Annotated in this window: 12 protein-coding genes and 1 pseudogene; 6 read left to right on the plus strand and 7 right to left on the minus strand. The window is 58.2% G+C overall.

What is annotated here, in order from left to right:
- The 3 genes and pseudogenes from R6T97_RS08000 to R6T97_RS08010 all read right to left on the minus strand — a co-directional run.
- Nucleotides 1-200 (minus strand): annotated as a pseudogene (locus R6T97_RS08000) (aminopeptidase P family protein); the annotation flags it as partial.
- A 60-nt stretch (nt 201-260) separates the two neighbouring features.
- The gene (locus R6T97_RS08005; RefSeq protein ID WP_410348761.1) at nt 261-1070 is read right to left on the minus strand and encodes an SDR family NAD(P)-dependent oxidoreductase; all 810 of its coding nucleotides are present in this window, start codon (nt 1068-1070) and stop codon (nt 261-263) included.
- Nucleotides 1071-1104: 34 nt separating this feature from the next.
- A complete protein-coding gene (locus R6T97_RS08010) occupies nt 1105-2775 on the minus strand; it encodes an ABC transporter substrate-binding protein (RefSeq protein WP_410348762.1) in 1671 nt (556 codons plus the stop codon).
- 387 nt (nt 2776-3162) lie between these two features.
- Here R6T97_RS08010 and R6T97_RS08015 point away from each other — a divergent pair, with 387 nt between their 5' ends.
- The 6 genes from R6T97_RS08015 (at nt 3163) to R6T97_RS08040 (ending at nt 11279) form a co-directional block, all read left to right on the plus strand.
- A complete protein-coding gene (locus tag R6T97_RS08015; RefSeq protein ID WP_410348763.1) occupies nt 3163-4131 on the plus strand; it encodes a sugar ABC transporter substrate-binding protein in 969 nt (322 codons plus the stop codon).
- Between the two features lie 78 nt (nt 4132-4209).
- Nucleotides 4210-5007, plus strand: a complete 798-nt coding sequence (locus R6T97_RS08020; RefSeq protein WP_410348764.1) for an SDR family NAD(P)-dependent oxidoreductase — start codon at nt 4210-4212, stop codon at nt 5005-5007.
- Between the two features lie 48 nt (nt 5008-5055).
- Nucleotides 5056-6030: an ABC transporter permease gene (locus R6T97_RS08025; RefSeq protein ID WP_410348765.1), complete on the plus strand. Its 975-nt coding sequence runs from the start codon at nt 5056-5058 to the stop codon at nt 6028-6030.
- Between the two features lie 12 nt (nt 6031-6042).
- Nucleotides 6043-7044, plus strand: coding sequence for an ABC transporter permease (locus tag R6T97_RS08030; protein ID WP_410348766.1), 1002 nt, complete (start codon nt 6043-6045; stop codon nt 7042-7044).
- Entirely contained in the window at nt 7041-8555 is a 1515-nt protein-coding gene (locus tag R6T97_RS08035; protein ID WP_410348767.1) for a sugar ABC transporter ATP-binding protein, read from the plus strand. Before R6T97_RS08030 ends, R6T97_RS08035 begins: the two co-directional genes overlap by 4 nt.
- 186 nt (nt 8556-8741) lie before the next feature.
- Nucleotides 8742-11279: a cation:proton antiporter gene (locus tag R6T97_RS08040; protein ID WP_410348768.1), complete on the plus strand. Its 2538-nt coding sequence runs from the start codon at nt 8742-8744 to the stop codon at nt 11277-11279.
- Nucleotides 11280-11346: 67 nt separating this feature from the next.
- Here the strand turns inward: R6T97_RS08040 and R6T97_RS08045 are convergent, their stop codons facing one another.
- From R6T97_RS08045 to R6T97_RS08060, 4 genes are all read right to left on the minus strand, one after another.
- The gene (locus R6T97_RS08045) at nt 11347-14064 is read right to left on the minus strand and encodes a cation-transporting P-type ATPase (RefSeq protein ID WP_410348769.1); all 2718 of its coding nucleotides are present in this window, start codon (nt 14062-14064) and stop codon (nt 11347-11349) included.
- A 45-nt stretch (nt 14065-14109) separates the two neighbouring features.
- On the minus strand, nt 14110-14298 hold the full coding sequence (locus tag R6T97_RS08050; protein ID WP_410348770.1) for a hypothetical protein: 189 nt from the start codon (nt 14296-14298) through the stop codon (nt 14110-14112).
- A gap of 271 nt (nt 14299-14569) precedes the next feature.
- A complete protein-coding gene (locus tag R6T97_RS08055) occupies nt 14570-15811 on the minus strand; it encodes a type IV pili methyl-accepting chemotaxis transducer N-terminal domain-containing protein (RefSeq protein ID WP_410348771.1) in 1242 nt (413 codons plus the stop codon).
- A gap of 66 nt (nt 15812-15877) precedes the next feature.
- Nucleotides 15878-16054 (minus strand): hypothetical protein, encoded by a 177-nt coding sequence (locus tag R6T97_RS08060; RefSeq protein WP_410348772.1) that lies wholly within the window; start codon nt 16052-16054, stop codon nt 15878-15880.
- Nucleotides 16055-16255 lie beyond the last annotated feature (201 nt).

Below are 16255 nucleotides of genomic sequence, written 5' to 3' on the forward strand. Positions count from 1 at the left end.
GTGCCCGCATTTGAATTTATCAAAGACTGGCGTGTCCGCGCGAGCCGGTAACGACGCAGGCGGTCGTGGTCGATGCGGCGTTCGAAATCCACGGACATGTGGCCATGGGCCGGCAACTTTTCGCGCCATTCCCAGTTTGGTTCAAGATCCTGCGGTGTAAGCAGGTTCGGCATAAGGGCATTACCCGGACGTTCTGACATTGCGGTCTCCTTCGGGGCGCATGGCCCCTTGTGAATTTTGGAATTTGAAAAGCTGGCCCGTTACTGGATGCACCAGCCGCCGTCGATGTGGATCATCTGGCCGGTCATGTAGTCGCTGTCATCTGACGCAAGGAAAGACGCTGTACCGACGATGTCCTTAGGGTAGGACACGCGCTTGATCTGAAGCGCATCGCGGACGATGTCATCATAGGCCTGACCTTCGCGTTCCTTGAAACCGATATCGACGAGGTCCTTGTCGAGCTGTTCCCACAGTGGGGTCACAACGACACCGGGGGCATAGCCGTTGACGGTGATACCATGTTCGGCCAGCCCGATAGCGCCGCAGTGTGTCAGCGCCAGACAGCCGTATTTCGATGTGCAATAGACGGTCACATCGACCAGCGGCTTGCGGGACGCGATCGAGCCTACGTTGATCAGTTTGTAAGGATGCCCTTCCATCGGGCCTTGGGCGATCATCTGGCGCGCGGTTTCCTGCATGCCCAGCCACATCGCCTTGGTGTTGACGTTCATGATCATGTCCCAGTTGTCTTCGTCGATATCCATGAAGAACCGGGGCTTGTTGAGGCCGGCGTTGAACAGGCCCACGTTGATCGAGCCGAACGCCTCGACTGTGGCGGCGACGGCGGCGGCGTTGTCTTCACGCTTGGTCACGTCCATCTTGACGGCAATCGCCTTGCCGTTGCCTTCGGCGTTGATGGCATCCGCCACATTTTGCGCCTCGTCTGCGTCCAGATCGCCGATGCAGACATTGGCACCTTGGGCCGCAAAGTTCTTGGCGTTGGCCTCACCCATGCCGCGAGCGGCACCGGTGATCAGAATATTCTTACCTTTCAGGCGATTGGGGTCCATTGTTCTCTCCTCCAGTTGTCACGTAGACCGTGCTTTAGATAATAGCGTCGGCCCTCGCTTGTGCGCGACGCAGTGCCTCTTTCGGGGTGACGATTCCACGCAGCATGTCGTGGAATTCCTCACCGCAGATTTGAATGATTTCGTTGATTTCCGGTATTGGCGGACGTGGCCAGAATTGCAGCTCGTCACGCCATGACATCGCATCGACGGCTTCGAAGATGGGCGACATGCGCCGCACATCGGGGTCGGCTGCAACGGAATAGCGTGGGTTCGTGCGACTGCCGTTTTGAACATACAGCTTTTGCGCTTCCGGCGATGTGAAGACCCGCAACGCGGCAACCGCATCGGCGATACGCTCTTTCGGAAGATTTGCCGGGATGCCCATCATATAGCCGCCAACGGGTGCGACAGGCGTTGCATTTGGTCCGGCGGGATGCGGCAGATAGCCGGTCTGCAATTGCGCAGGCGAAGTTTCGTCCAGTTCAAAGTAGGGTGCCAGCAAAGTGTAGCCGTAGGCCATCGCAATGCGCCCGCTGGCATAAGGCCGGACCCGTTCATACCACGACATCGAGAGGATTTCCGGTGGAGAGTATTTCATTAATTCCAGAAGAAATTCCGCCGCCTTCAGTCCCGCATCGGTGTCGATCGTGACGCGGTATTCACGCTTGGAGAGATGGGCCGTCCTGAACCCGCCCGCGATCTTGGGAAGGTCGAGGATAGGTTGACCGAAGTCGGCCAATGTCATCAGAACCGTATGGCCCAGTGCAGTGCCGCGCGCTGCGTTCCAGGCAATACCGTACCGCCCGCGCTGAGGGTCGTGAAGCGTGGCAGCGGCGGTCAGCAACTCATCGGTCGTTTGAGGAGGGGCGAGCCCGTTTTCCGCGAAAAGATCCTTGCGATAAAAGAGCAATTCGGGCGTTGTCTGCGCAGGCACGCCGTAAAGCTTGCCGCCCCAATGCGCGGCTTGCCAGCCTGCGGTGTGAAAGTCGGCGGGATCGAGTTGCGCGATGTCCATCGCCTCTTCCAGGGGCATCAGGATATTGCTTTCTGCAAATTCACCAACCCACGGAAGATCGACTGCAATGATATCGTATCGACTAGACTTATGGTCCGCGTTCCTCTTCGCCTCGTAGCGGAGGCGATCGATGGAAAAGGCCCGCTGATGAATCTGTGTTCCGAGCGTTTGTTCAAACTGGCGTTTGAGGTTATCCATGACCATGAATGTCGGGTCACCATGGACCAAGACCCGCAAGCCGCCCGCAAGCTTTAACGGATCGGGCAACACCTGCAGTGGCGGTATTGACTTCACGTTCATATAGGTGCCGCCGTAATAATAGTCGGCTGTCGTATCCGGCGCTGCGGCGCTGCTGTAATGCACACTGGACAGGCGTTGCAGACGATTGGAAAGCTGGACCCAGTATTCCAGAAGCGATTCACTGGGATGCATCGAGTAGCTCTTGCCACTTCTTGTGCGGGGCCTTTTCTCGATGAGACCTGCGTCAAACATTTCGTGAAGGCGGCGATTCGCGGTCGCGTAAGGTGCCCTACTTGCGCCGATCAATGATGTCGCGGTGACGATCTTTCCTTCAATGTGACCGCGCATGAGTGACGCCATGATCCGCAGATTTGGATTGGGCGATGACATCTCGCCAAAGTCCTCCAGCTCATCACCCAGTTCCTCCAGAAACGAAATTGTCCGGAGCATGGCTGTCTTTGCCTCGGGGGCAGCAAACCTTCTCATGGTATCTCCGGTCATTGCGTTCATTGCGTTTACGTGGCCCCTCCCGAGCGATATAATGGTACCTTGGCGCAGTGGACCAACTGTCTGTTGGGGCGATATATTCGTTTTGGATGGTTTCTTGACTGACATCGTAGCACCCGTTCACTATCAAGGTTGAGAGGGCCAAATCGTATCATTAAAATATCCAAAATGGACATATAATTTATCATAATGGATATTAATGATAGAGATTGGAGGGCAGTAGGGTGCCCATGATGTCAACATCACCTGCCTTGACGGCAGTGCGATTCCCCGCTGGAGGAGTGGGGCGCCAAAATAACATGAAACGATTTTCTGGGAGGAAACGTAAAAATGACATTCCGATCAACTCTGACTGCAACCGTCGCAACAGCGGCTATCACAACGGCTGGTGCCGCATTTGCGGACGGCCACAGCCCAATGCGCATCGGCATCACGCAAAACAACGTAGGCGTTGACAGCTATCAGACGACATATGAGCAGGCGTTCATCGCCGCCGCTGAAGCAAATGATAACGTGGACGTTGTCGTGCTTGACGCGGGCGGCGACGTAGCCCGCCAGATTGCGCAGATGGAAGACCTGATCCAGCAAGAAGTTGACGCCATCATCATCTGGCCAACCAACGGCGAAGCTGTGATCCCTGCGGTCCGCAAGGCGGCACAGGCCGACATTCCTGTCGTTGTGACAAATTCCAACATTGCTGAAGCTGGCTTTGATTTTGTCGCGTCCTTCTCTGGCCCCGACAACATTACACAGGGCTCGCGTTCCGCCGAGATCATGTGTGACCGCTTCGAGGCTCTTGGCATCGAAAACGAAGCGCGGGTCGTGCAGATTTCCGGTCAGCCGGGTTACACCACAGCGATTGAGCGGGCCAAAGGCTTTGAAGATCGTCTGCCAGAGGTCTGCCCGAACGTCACACTGGTCGAAACGCAGCCAGGTGACTGGAACCGCGAGAAGTCACAGCAGGTCATGGAAGCTTTCCTTGTGAAATATGATGACATCGACGGCGTTTATGCCGGTGACGACAACATGGGTGTTGGCGCATTGAATGCGGCAAATGCTGCGGGCCGGACCGACGGTATCACCTTCGTCGGTGCGACAAACTTTGCTGTAGGCTACGAGGCCATGGAGCGTGGCGAATACTGGGGCTCTATCTACCAGTCGCCCGTCGATGATGCGGAAGCTGCGCTCAAGACAGCGATTGACCTGCTTAACGGCGAAGAACTGCCGTTCCTGAACTACTTCGACACACCGAAGATCACTCAGGACAACATGGGCGAGTTCACCAAGCCTGTCTTCTAAAGACCCTCCCGATGGGGGCGGGGGACTTTGGTCTCCCGCCTTCGCTCAAGATGAGATCGATAAAAAGAGGGGGATAGGATGGGCCGTGTATCTGGTCGTTCCTGTATCGTCACCGGTGCCGCACAAGGTATTGGTCGCGCGATAGGCGAGGCACTTGTTCAAGAGGGTGCCGATGTATGTTTTGCGGATATCAACGTCGACAAAGTCGCCGAAATCGCAGACTTGAACCGTGGTAAAGCAAATGGAACTGGTGCCAAGGTGACCTACACGCAGGTTGACGTGACAGACCGGAGCGCTGTCAAGGATATGATTGCCCACACTGTTTCTTTATTCGGAAAACTCGATGTGAAGTTCAACAATGCCGGCGTCAACAAGCCGATGAACTTTCTGGATGTGACCGAAAGTAACTGGAACTTCATCATGGGTGTAAATGGGCTGGGGTGCATGATCGGCACACAAGAGGCCGCCCATCAGATGATCGCGCAGGGCACCGGTGGCAAGATCGTCAATACAGCTTCGATCGCGAGCAGGCAGGGGTTCGACAATGTTGCCCCCTATTGCGCCAGCAAATTTGCCGTTGTTGCGTTAACGCAGTCGGCAGCCCGGGACCTCGCCAAACATAATATCACCGTCAATGGTTTTGCGCCGGGTGTGGTGGCCACGGAAATGTGGGAACAGGTAGATAAGGACCTGATGGACATTGGCGCGGCTCAGCGCCCCGGTCAGGCAATGGAAGAATTTTCGTCCGAGATATTGCGCGGCCGCGTGGCGACGCCGGCCGACATTACCGGCACAACGACTTATCTGGCAGCACCAGACAGCGACTATATGACCGGTCAGATCGTCATGATTGATGGCGGTATGGTTTTGGTCTGATCCGCAAATGGATCAGCACGCCACATTCGTGGTTTCAGGGAGGAAGAAATGGCGACAATGTCGAAACAGGATATTGGTAAAGTACTGGCGCGACAGGGCATCCTGATAGCTTTTGCCGTTTTTATCATCGGCTTCACGCTGGCGAATGGACGGTTCCTGAGCCCTGACAATGTCATGGGGGTCATCCGCTCTTCTGCCATTTTGGGCGTGATGGCTCTGGGCGTCACCTTTGTTGTGATCAGCGGCAACCTCGATCTCTCTGTTGGTTCGATGATGTCGTTCTCAACCATCGTCGTGCTTGATTTGCATGACAAGATCGGCCCCGCGCTCGCGATCCCGGCCATGTTCGCCATGACCTTGTGTCTGGGCGCTTTCATAGGGTTTCTCGTGGGGTACCTGAAGCTCAATTCCCTGATCGTCACCTTGGGCATGCTGTCGGCCATTCATGGTCTGACGCTGACCTATTCAGGCGGCAAGAACATGGATATTGCAGATAAGGACGGCACATGGTTTGACGTTTTCGGTCAAGGGACTGCTCTGGGTATCCCTGTACCGATCCTGATATTCCTCGCCCTTGCAGCACTTCTCGGAATCATTTTGGCCAAGACGCCATTTGGTCGCAAAGTCTATGCGGTCGGCGGCAACGGCACAGCGGCCACGTTTTCAGGTATCAAACGCGCGCGCACGGTCTTTTTCTGCTATCTGATGTCGGCTGGTTGTGTCGCAGTTGCGGGTCTTATCCAGGCCAGCCGGTCTTTGGGGTCACAGAACACCGTGGGCCAGGGGATGGAACTTGAGGTTCTGGCGGCGGTTATACTTGGCGGTGCCTCCCTGTTGGGTGGGTCCGGCACGATCTTCAAAACTGTCATCGGTGTGCTGATCCTAGGATTTATCCAAAACGGACTGCTTTTGGTCGGTCTGCAATTCTACGTCCAGTTTGTTGTGACTTGGGTCATCATCATCCTTGCTGTCTGGCTCGATATCGCAGCCAAGCGCGGCAAGCTTTGGTCGAATTTCGCATAGGGGGCAGGGGATATGCAGGCGGGAAAAATGACACCATTCATAAAGACCGGCGCGATCTGGGCCTTTGTGGTGCTTGAACTGATCTTCTTCAGCGTCGCGGGAGAGTTCCTGTCCCTTTCGGACAAGGCATTCATGGATGCGGACAACATGCTGTTGCTTCTCAAGCAATCTGCACCGATCGGCATTATCGCGATGGGCATGACCATCATCATGATCAATGGCAACATTGATCTGAGCGTGGGTGCGATCTTCGCTTTGGCTGCGGTGGTCCTGCTGGACAGCATGTCATGGACGGTCTTTGCGGGTTTGGGTAATTGGGTGATCCCCGTATCATGGGGCCTCGCCCTGCTGACGGGCGTAGCCTTGGGCGCTTTCAACGGGTTGATCGTCTGGAAAACCGGTGTCGATGCTTTCATCGTCACCTTGGGCTCCATGCTGGGCTTTCGCGGGCTGGTATTTATGTACAACGGCGAAAATCCGACGTCAGAATTGAACTGGACCTTGGTGGACTTTGCCGAGGCGCAGTTTCTGGGCCTCCATACGGCCACATGGTTTCTGGCCGTTGTTACCCTTGTGATCTGGTATGTGATGACCCGCACAGTACATGGGCGCAACGCCTATGCCATCGGCAACAACCGTGAAGCAGCGGTGAACGCCGGTATCCGCGTCGGCCCGCATATGATGATCAACTTTATGATCATCGGCTTTCTGGCGGCACTGTCCGCCGTGGTGTTCTATTCCGAATCCGGTTCGGTCAACCCCAACGACGGCCAGCTTTACGAGCTTTGGGTGATTACGGCTGTGGTCCTTGGGGGCACCAAGCTGACCGGCGGGGCGGGCTCCATCGTAGGCACACTGGGCGGCGTTGTTGCCATTCAGTTGCTGCGCAAGGGTTTGGGGCACATCGGCGCAGACACCGAAACCGTGAACCTGGTGATCGGCCTGATCCTCATCGCAGTGCTGTTCCTTGACCGACAGCTGAACCTGAAGGGTAAAGAGGAGTTGAAGACATGAGCGACCAAACCCCCGCATTGCGGCTTGAAGGAATTGTCAAAACCTTCCCCGGTGTCCGCGCGCTTGATAATGTGTCTTTCTCGGTCATGCCGGGCGAGGTCCACGCCTTGATGGGCGAGAATGGCGCTGGAAAGTCCACCCTGATGAAGGTGCTGGGCGGTATTCACCAACCTGACGAAGGGCAGATCATCGTTTCGGAAGTGCCCACCGTGATGACCTCGCCGTTGCAGGCGAAATCAAAGGGGATCGTCTTTATCCATCAGGAACTCAGCCTCGCCGAAGAACTGACGGTGGCTGAAAACATCTATCTTGGTGAATTGCCGCGCAAGTCTTTCGGCCGCGTGGATTGGACGCGGCTTTATGAACAAACCGATGCGATACTTGCCAAGCTCAGGGTTAGCTTCAACGCGAAAACGCGTGTTGGTGATCTGTCCATCGCCAATCAGCAAATGGTCGAAATCGCCCGCGCGCTCACGGTCGATGCCAAGGCTGTCATTTTTGACGAACCGACGGCCTCGCTGACAGACGCGGAGAAAGTCGTGCTGTTTGATGTGATCGCCGATCTGAAATCACAGGGTGTCGGCATCGTCTATATCTCGCACCGGATGGAGGAGATATTCAAGATTACCGACCGGATTTCAGTTCTGCGCGACGGGCAGTATCAGGGCACTGTCGTCACCGCAGAAACGGACGAAGAAGGCGTGACCCAGATGATGATCGGCCGCAAGCTCGACCTGAGCCGTGCAGCCGTGACCCATGAGCTTGGTGACGTGGCGCTCGAAGTCCGCAATTTGTCCTGTGGCAAACTGTTTCAGGACGTCAGCTTTCAGGTGCATCGTGGCGAGGTGCTGGGCTTCTACGGATTGGTGGGGGCCGGGCGCACGGAAATCGCCGAAACGCTGTTTGGTCTGCGCAACCCCAGTGGCGGGACCATTCATCTGGATGGGAACGAGATCAAGATCAACTCGCCTGCCGATGCAATTGCGATGGGCATTTCGTTGGTGCCCGAAGACCGCAAAGGGCAGGGGTTGGTTCTCGGGATGAATTGTCGTGACAACATGACATTGCCACAGGTCAGCGACCTGACCGCGGGCCCATTTGTTGCGGAAGGCGCGGAGGTTGCGATTTTTGACCAATACCGCGACAAACTGGATATCCGTACGCCGGGCTGGAAACAACTCGTCGGCAATCTATCCGGTGGGAACCAGCAAAAGATCGTCATCGGGAAATGGCTGTCCATGCATCCCAAAGTCCTGATTGTGGATGAGCCGACGCGCGGCATTGATATTGGCTCTAAGTCGGAAATACACAATCTGATCCGCGAACTGGCGTCCCAAGGGTATGCTGTCATCGTCATCAGCTCTGAAATGCCGGAAGTACTGCATGTCAGTGACCGGATCGTGGCGATGTACAGCGGCAAGGTCATGCGGACCTTTTCGAGTGAAGAAGTGACAGAAGACAATCTGATTCAGGCAATTTCGGGCATCACGGCCACAGATAAAGTTGCCTGATCCGCGTTCAGGTTTTTCCAGACCAGATCAAATCACGTAATTGAAGCGGCGCGCCTGTTGCCTTTTGTCCGGGCACCGCGCCTGCTTGCCGACTTCGATTGCTGCACATCCCGAATTTTCGCCGTTGTCGCCCAAAAGGGGGCGTTTTCGTAATGTGCCCGACGAAGATTATGGTAATTCGATACCATGGACATTGTTCTTATCACGACCGTCATTGCGTCCCTGTTTCTCGTGATTGGGCTGGCAGAGCCGTTGGCGGCGCGGTTGCGCCTGCCATACAGCGTGATCCTTGCTGTGGTCGGCATCCTGATCGGTGCAGGCGCGATCTTCTTCTTGCGAACCGACCTGACCGATGCGCTCAATCCTGTGGCGGAAGCCATTCTGGGGTTGCCGATCCGGTCCAACGTCTTTCTTTACGTGTTCCTGCCGACGTTGCTGTTTCAGGCCACATTAGGCATGAACCTGCGCCGGATGCTCGACGACTGGGTGCCGATCCTGATGCTTGCGGTGGTCGCTGTGGTCGTGGCGACGCTCAGTGTTGGCTATGCCCTGTCATGGGCCAGCGCGCTGCCACTTGCCGCCTGTCTGCTGATCGGCGCGATCGTGTCCACGACCGACCCTTCGGCGGTCGTCTCTATCTTCCGGTCGATCTCGGCACCGCGGCGTCTTGCACGGATCATCGAAGGCGAGAGTCTGCTGAACGATGCAGCCGCCATCGCGCTTTTTGGCCTGTTCATGGGGTTTGTGATGCTGGGCGTGCCTGATCCAAGCCTTGGCGACGCGCTTGCCCGTTTCCCTCTTCTGATCGCCGGTGGGGCGTTCACAGGCTGGCTGGCGGCGCGGGCCGCTGTCTGGGTCATGGCGCTGTTCAGCCGGCACGAACTGGCGCAGATTTCGATCTCGGTGGCGTTGCCCTATCTTGCCTACATCGGCGCGGAACAGAGCATCGGGGCGTCGGGCGTCATCGCCGTGGTCGCCGCGGGGCTGACACTGAACCTGACCGGCCCGGGCCGCCTGCCGCCGCAGGCATGGGCGAACCTGCGCGAGCTTTGGGACGTTCTGGCGCATTGGGCCGGAGCGCTGATCTTTATTCTGGCGGCCTTCTTGATCCCCCGACTTCTGGAAGAGGTGCAGGTAGAAGATTTCTTGCTGGTTGGCGTGGTGATCCTTGCCGCCATTGCCGCACGGGCCGTGATACTGTTCGGGCTTATGCCGCTTCTGACGGCGTTGAAACTTTCGCCTGCGGTGGAACGCCCCTACCGCGTCGCGATACTCTGGGGCGGATTGCGTGGTGCCGTGACGCTCGCGCTGGCGCTCGCGGTGACCGAAAGTTTCCGCGTGCCGGATGGTATCCAGCGTGTGGTCGGCATCCTTGCTACCGGATTCACGCTTTTTACCCTGATCGTGCAAGGTACGACGTTGCGCTGGGTCATTGGTCGGTTGGGGCTTGATCGCCTGTCACCGATCGACGAGGCGCTTTCGCGGCAGGTTGTTGCCGTGGCATTACAAACCGTGCGCGAGGACGTGGCGCGCACGACCGAAAATTACGAGCTGAGCCATGACACGGTCAGGTCAGAAGCCAAGCGCTTTGGAGAGAGGCTCGATGCGGCGGTGAAGAAGGCCGAGGAGAGTGCTGACATTCTGGATCGCGACAGGGTCACATTGGGCCTCATCGCGCTGGCCGGACACGAGCGCGACACTATCCTCGCACGTGTACGGGAGCGGACGATATCGTCGCGGATGGCCGAGCAGGTTCTGTCCGAAGCCGACCGTCTGATCGAGGGTGCGCGCTCTGGCGGGCGCGGTGGATACAATCGCGCGGCACGGCGCAGTGTCGCCTATGGGCGCATGTTCCGTGCAGCGGGCCTGTTGCATAGCCGGTTGCGCCTGTCGGGTCCACTGGCCTGGATGACGGCGGACCGGTTCGAACTGCTCTTGTCGCAACGGCTGGTCCTGAGGGATCTGGGGGCCTTTATCGATGGCCGCATACGTCGTATCCATGGCCGCCGTCTGGCTGACCTCTTGCATGAGTTGTTGTCGCGACGGATCGAAGCCGTCGAAACCGCGCTGGTAGGTCTTCGCCTGCAATACCCCGGCTATGCCGAGAAACTGGAGCGCCGGTTCATCCGCCGGACCGCCCTGCGACTGGAAGAGCGTGAATACGCGACTATGCGCGAAGACGGTTTGATCGGCGCTGAAGTCTACACCAAGCTCATGGAGGATCTCGACCTGCGCCGTGCAGCGGCCGAGGATCGGCCACAGCTTGATATTGCACTTCAGCGGATAGAACTGGTGCGCCAGTTCCCGCTTTTTGCAGCGTTGGGAGAGACCGAGCTGAAACGGCTGAGAGGGGTGTTCAAGACCCGTTACGTCAATGCCGGCGATAGCATCATCCGCAAGGAAAGCGTTGCCAAGAGCGTGTTTTTCATCGCGTCCGGTGCGGTGGAGGTCGAGACCGCCGGCCAGACGTGGCGGCTGGGTCGCGGCGAAATGTTCGGCCAGATGGCGATCCTGCTGCAAAAGCCCCGTCACGCCGAGGTACGCGCCATTGCCCCCTCCACGCTGCTTGTGCTTGATGAGGCACGTTTCCGCCGCCTGCTGGACCGCAGCGCGGCGTTACAGGATGCCGTGCGTGCAAGTGCCGAAAAACGCGGGATTGAACCGGCGGACTTGTTCACGGATGCCGCTGCAGCGCCTGTGACGGACCAACGCGCTAACGCATGATATCCGACCGGCGGCGGTTCATGTGGAAAAACACCGCCGGTGCTGCTTGGTTTGCGTTGCTAGAAAGCTACCCCGCCGGTTCGGTGTTGCCGGACCGGATGGCAAGGCGCATCTGCTTTTCCGTTTCGATCAGTCCGAAGAAGACCATGCCTGTCAAGATAATCAGCACCGCGTCGAACAGAGGCACGTTTTGTGTGCCGAAGACGGCTTGAAGCGGTGGCAGATACGTTACGGCGAATTGCGCTACGGTGACGGCAATGACACAGGCCCAAACGATCCGCGTGCCCTTTGCCGCAGCCCAAGTCAGGGATGGTCCGTGCAGATTGCGGATAAAGAACAGGTAGAAGATTTCCAGCACGACAAGCATGTTGAGCGCCATGGTCTGGGCCAGTGGCAAGGGATAACCTTTGTCGATGGCATAGCTGAAGATGCCGAAGACAGCCGCCAGAAAAAGCGCTGACACAAGCACCACCTGCCAGATCATCTGCCCCGACAACAGCGTCCCATTCCTCGGGCGCGGCGGACGCCGCATGGTGCCCGGCTCTGACGGCTCAAAGGCAAGCGCAAGTCCAAGCGTCACAGCGGTGATCAAGTTGACCCACAGAATTTGCACCGCAGTGATCGGCATATCCATGCCAAGAAAAAGGGCGAGGATGATGGTCATCGCCTCGCCCGCATTCGTAGGCAGGGTCCAGCTAATCACCTTCTTGATATTGTCGTAGACAGTCCGCCCTTCGCGCACGGCTGCCGCGATCGAGGCGAAATTGTCATCGGCCAAGACAAACTCGGCGGCCGCCTTGGCCGCCTCGCTGCCCTTGAGCCCCATCGCGATCCCGGCATCGGCGCGCTTGAGCGCAGGGGCGTCGTTCACCCCGTCGCCGGTCATCGCAACGGTCAGCCCGCGCGCCTGAAGGGCCGTGACAAGGCGCAACTTATGGGCAGGCGATGTTCGGGCGAAGATGTCGGTCTCGAGTGCCGCCTCGGCCAAGGCTGCGTCGTCCATGCTGTCGAGATCCGCACCGGTCAAAACGCGGTCGTGGCTCTGCAACCCGATCATACCGGCAATCGCGCGGGCGGTGGCGCCGTGATCCCCTGTGATCATCTTCACGCGAATGCCGGCGGCATGACATTCCGCGACAGCTGCGATTGCTTCGGCGCGCGGCGGATCGATCAGGCCGATCAATCCGATCAGCGTCAGCCGTCCGTTGAGGTCCGCCGTGGTCAGCACCGTATGGGCCTGCGGCACCGATCGCGTCGCCACGGCGATCACCCGCTGACCCTCGGCTGCAAGTTCTTCCACCATGCGGTGCCAGTGATCCGGATCGAGCGGTTCGGACCCGCCATGCGCCGCGCGTTGGTCGGCACAGTGGGCGAGGACCGCTTCGGGCGCGCCCTTCATGTGGATGCAACCGAGACCCGCGTCATCATGGGTAAGAACGGCCATGTAGCGATGGGCTGCGTCGAAGGGGATTGCATCGGTGCGCGTCCACTGGCGGAAGGGCGCGGCCCCCTCGCGCGTGATCTTTCCGGCAAGCGCCATCAGCGCGCCTTCCATCGGGTCGCCTTCGACCCGCCAGCCCGCTTCATGGGAATACAGCATCGCATCGTTACACAGCCCTGCAGCGCGCGCGAATTCCATCAGCACCGCGTGTTCGTCGGGGTGGGCGTCGGCCTCGCGCCAGCGCACGGCACCCTCGGGGGCATAGCCGTTGCCACCGACGGAATAGATGTGTCCGGCGGCCGCAAGCGATGCCACCATCATTTCATTGCGGGTCAGGGTGCCTGTCTTGTCTGAACAGATTACCGACACGGAACCGAGCGTCTCGATCGCGGGCAGACGACGCACGATGGCGTTGCGCCGCGCCATCGCCTGCACACCCACAGCCAAAGTGATCGTCAGCACCGCTGGCAGGCCTTCGGGAATCGCAGCCACCGACAGGCCCACCACCGCCATGAACAGGTCGGCAAACGGCAGGTGACCGACAAAATAGCCGTAGATCAGCAGCGATAGGGCCACGATCAATATGAAGACTGTCAGCCAGCGGGCAAAGCGGTCCATCTGTGCCACGAGGGGCGTAGTAAGCGTTTGCACATCGCCGAGCATCCCGCTGATCCGGCCAATCTGTGTATTGGTGCCGGTGGCGGTGACGACGCCGCGCCCGGTTCCGGCCGCCACCAGCGTCCCTGAAAACAGCATCGGGGTCCGGTCGCCCAGTGCTGCGTCGGCGGGCACCGGGTCAATACCCTTGTCGACAGGCACGGATTCTCCGGTGAGAATTGCTTCCTCCGCCTTCAACCCGCGCGCCTCGATTAGACGTAGATCGGCGGGCACACGGTCGCCTGCCTCGACCAGCACGATATCGCCCGGTACAAGCTCAGCCGCGTCCATGCTGAAACGCCGCCCGTCGCGCAGCACGGCCGCGTGAGGTGCGAGCATCCCCTGGATCGCTTTCATCGCCTGTTCGGCGCGGCCTTCCTGAACATAGCCGATAACCGCGTTGACGATAACAACCGCCAGAATCACACCGGTATCCACCCAGTGTTGCAGCGCAGCTGTGACGCCGGCCGACGCAATCAGTACGTAGATCAGCACATTGTGGAAATGCGACATGAACCGCAGCAGCGCGCTGCGCTTAGGTGGATCGGGCAGGCTATTGGGCCCGTGCGTGACAAGGCGGCGGGCGGCCTCGTCAGCGCCAAGCCCGTTTGGTCCTGCGGCCATTGCATCCAGTGCATCGGTCGCAGGCATGGCATGACAGGTTGGAGGCTCTTGCTTGTCGGTCATCCCGGTTCGTCCGCTTTTCCCTCATGCATCGTGACACAAGAATCATTATGTCTGCTTTCCCTCCGTCTCGATAGGCGCAATTTCGGTCCGCTCTTCTTCCGGCGCTCCGCAGAGCAGTTCAACCTCGCGGTCTGCGGCATTCTGGAACGGTTCCATCACCACATCCGATCCAATGGCGTTGGATGGGCCAAGAACTGTTGTTGAAGAACAGCGCCCGATGTCGTTTTCGCTCACTTCTTGCCACCTGCCTGCGGGCAGACAGGTGCTTTCAATTGCGGGTCTTACCATTCGGCATCATGACGGACCCGTTATTGGAACCATCCCATTTTCAGTCACTGGCGCGAACGGGGCGAGACAAACAACGGCATTGCGCGCCATTGGACCGGTTGCGCCTTGATGACGCCGGTACATGTGCGCGGTTCTGGTGTTGATCGTCAAACACGACTCCCGACAAAAAAGAGGCGGACCCCGAGAGGCCCGCCTTCGTTGCAGTCGTTTTGTGCAGTTACATCAAGTTCTGCACGTTGATACCGAAGGTGACTGCGCCGATAACCTCGCCGGTGGCCGGGTCTGAAATCGGAAGGGACGCCTGCGACTGGTAAAACCCGGTGCTGTCGTCGAATTCGACCTCGCTGATGTGCAACGCGTCGGGCCCGACAGAGTAGGTTTGCTGCCATTTCGCCTCGTCACCTTGCCAGTAATCCGATGTCTTGGTGCTTTGCGCGACATTCAGGCCCTTGTTGTCCATGATGAACACTTCGGTCACGAACCCTGCGGTCGCTTCCTGCTGTTCTAGCAACCAATCGGACACCGATGCGGTCAGGAGCTTTTCAATCAGTGGGCCGCTACCTACGTCCGCCTCCGCACGCCATTGTTGGTCAAGCGCGATGATTGCATCCTCGGACAGTGCCGCATGCTCTGCGTTTTGCGCCTTTATGGTAGCAATGAGCGTAGGCTCACTGAGCCAGCCGGTCAGTTCATTGCGTAAATAAGCCTCCAACGGGACGCGATACACACCATCCTGTCCCGGGGTCGACACCAGATACAGTGTGATCGTGTTGTTCATGGCGACGGAAAGCGCCTCAGACAGTGATGCTGTGGCACTAACTGTTTCTGCCGTGGGCCGTTCGCCACCGATGGCGGCATCGAAGATGCCCCGCTGTTCCTGCCAAAGTGCAAAGGTGGCCTCCAGACTTTTGCGCACGGCGTCATTTGGGGGCGGATTGATACCTGCACCCGGGAAACCATCACGCAGCGCGATCATTGTTTGCCCAAAAAGATCAACCGTAGCTTTCAGACCAGCCTGTGTTTCCGACTGCCCCGTACCGGTCGCCAGTTCACACATCTCGCGCGTCATGCGGTAGGCGAGCGTGCGCTGTCTGATCGCAAAGTTCAGCACGGTCGCATCGCTTTGCAAAAGCTGCTGCGGGTCCGAATACTGCCCCGAAATCACAGAGGCCAACTGCTCTGTCTGATCGAATAATGCGTCGGCATCAGATCCGGAACCGCTCGCAAGGCGTTCGGCTGCCAGATCCAGCGGATCCCATAATGCGGCTGTTTGGCCGAGTGTCGTCAACGTCCTACCGCGCCGTTCGGGACCGGGCATACCAAGGGCGGGGTTGCCGTTCACAAGACCATCAATGATCCGGTCAAAATCAGCACGCGCACTTGCAAGCTCGGACTGCGCCGCCTCTACTCCGATGCCACCGTTCACGCGGCAACTGGCAGAGGCGACGGCTTCCGTCAAAGAATGCAGGCTGGCCGAGCGGCTGACACGCGCCTTGCCCCCTGTGTAAAGCGACGCGTCAATGACCTAGGCCTCGGCCGAGCTCATCAGGCTGATGCTTGGCGCCGTCGCGACCGCGAGCGCCACACACATCGTCTTGGAAAGGCCGCGCATTGTCTGGGCCGGATGACGGGCCGTTTCTGTTTTTTTACCTGGTGAATTTTTTATTTTTTCTGCCAGATATTGATCACGTTCATCAATCAAAGTATTCTTTAGCCGTGGGAATGAAGTGGATAAATCCTGTAAAGCGGCAGTAAGTATATCCGGGCACCTTGTTTATCTTAGTGTCATCAGCAGGTAGTATGTTGTGGGGCAATGCAGCTCCCGGGCAGCTTCACTGGACCGACCAGCTGTTTTACGGAGTTTGTCACCGGCTTCCGGATCGTACCTACCAAATTGGGGGTG

Source organism: Yoonia sp. (genome assembly GCF_046498525.1).
Lineage (GTDB): Bacteria > Pseudomonadota > Alphaproteobacteria > Rhodobacterales > Rhodobacteraceae > Yoonia.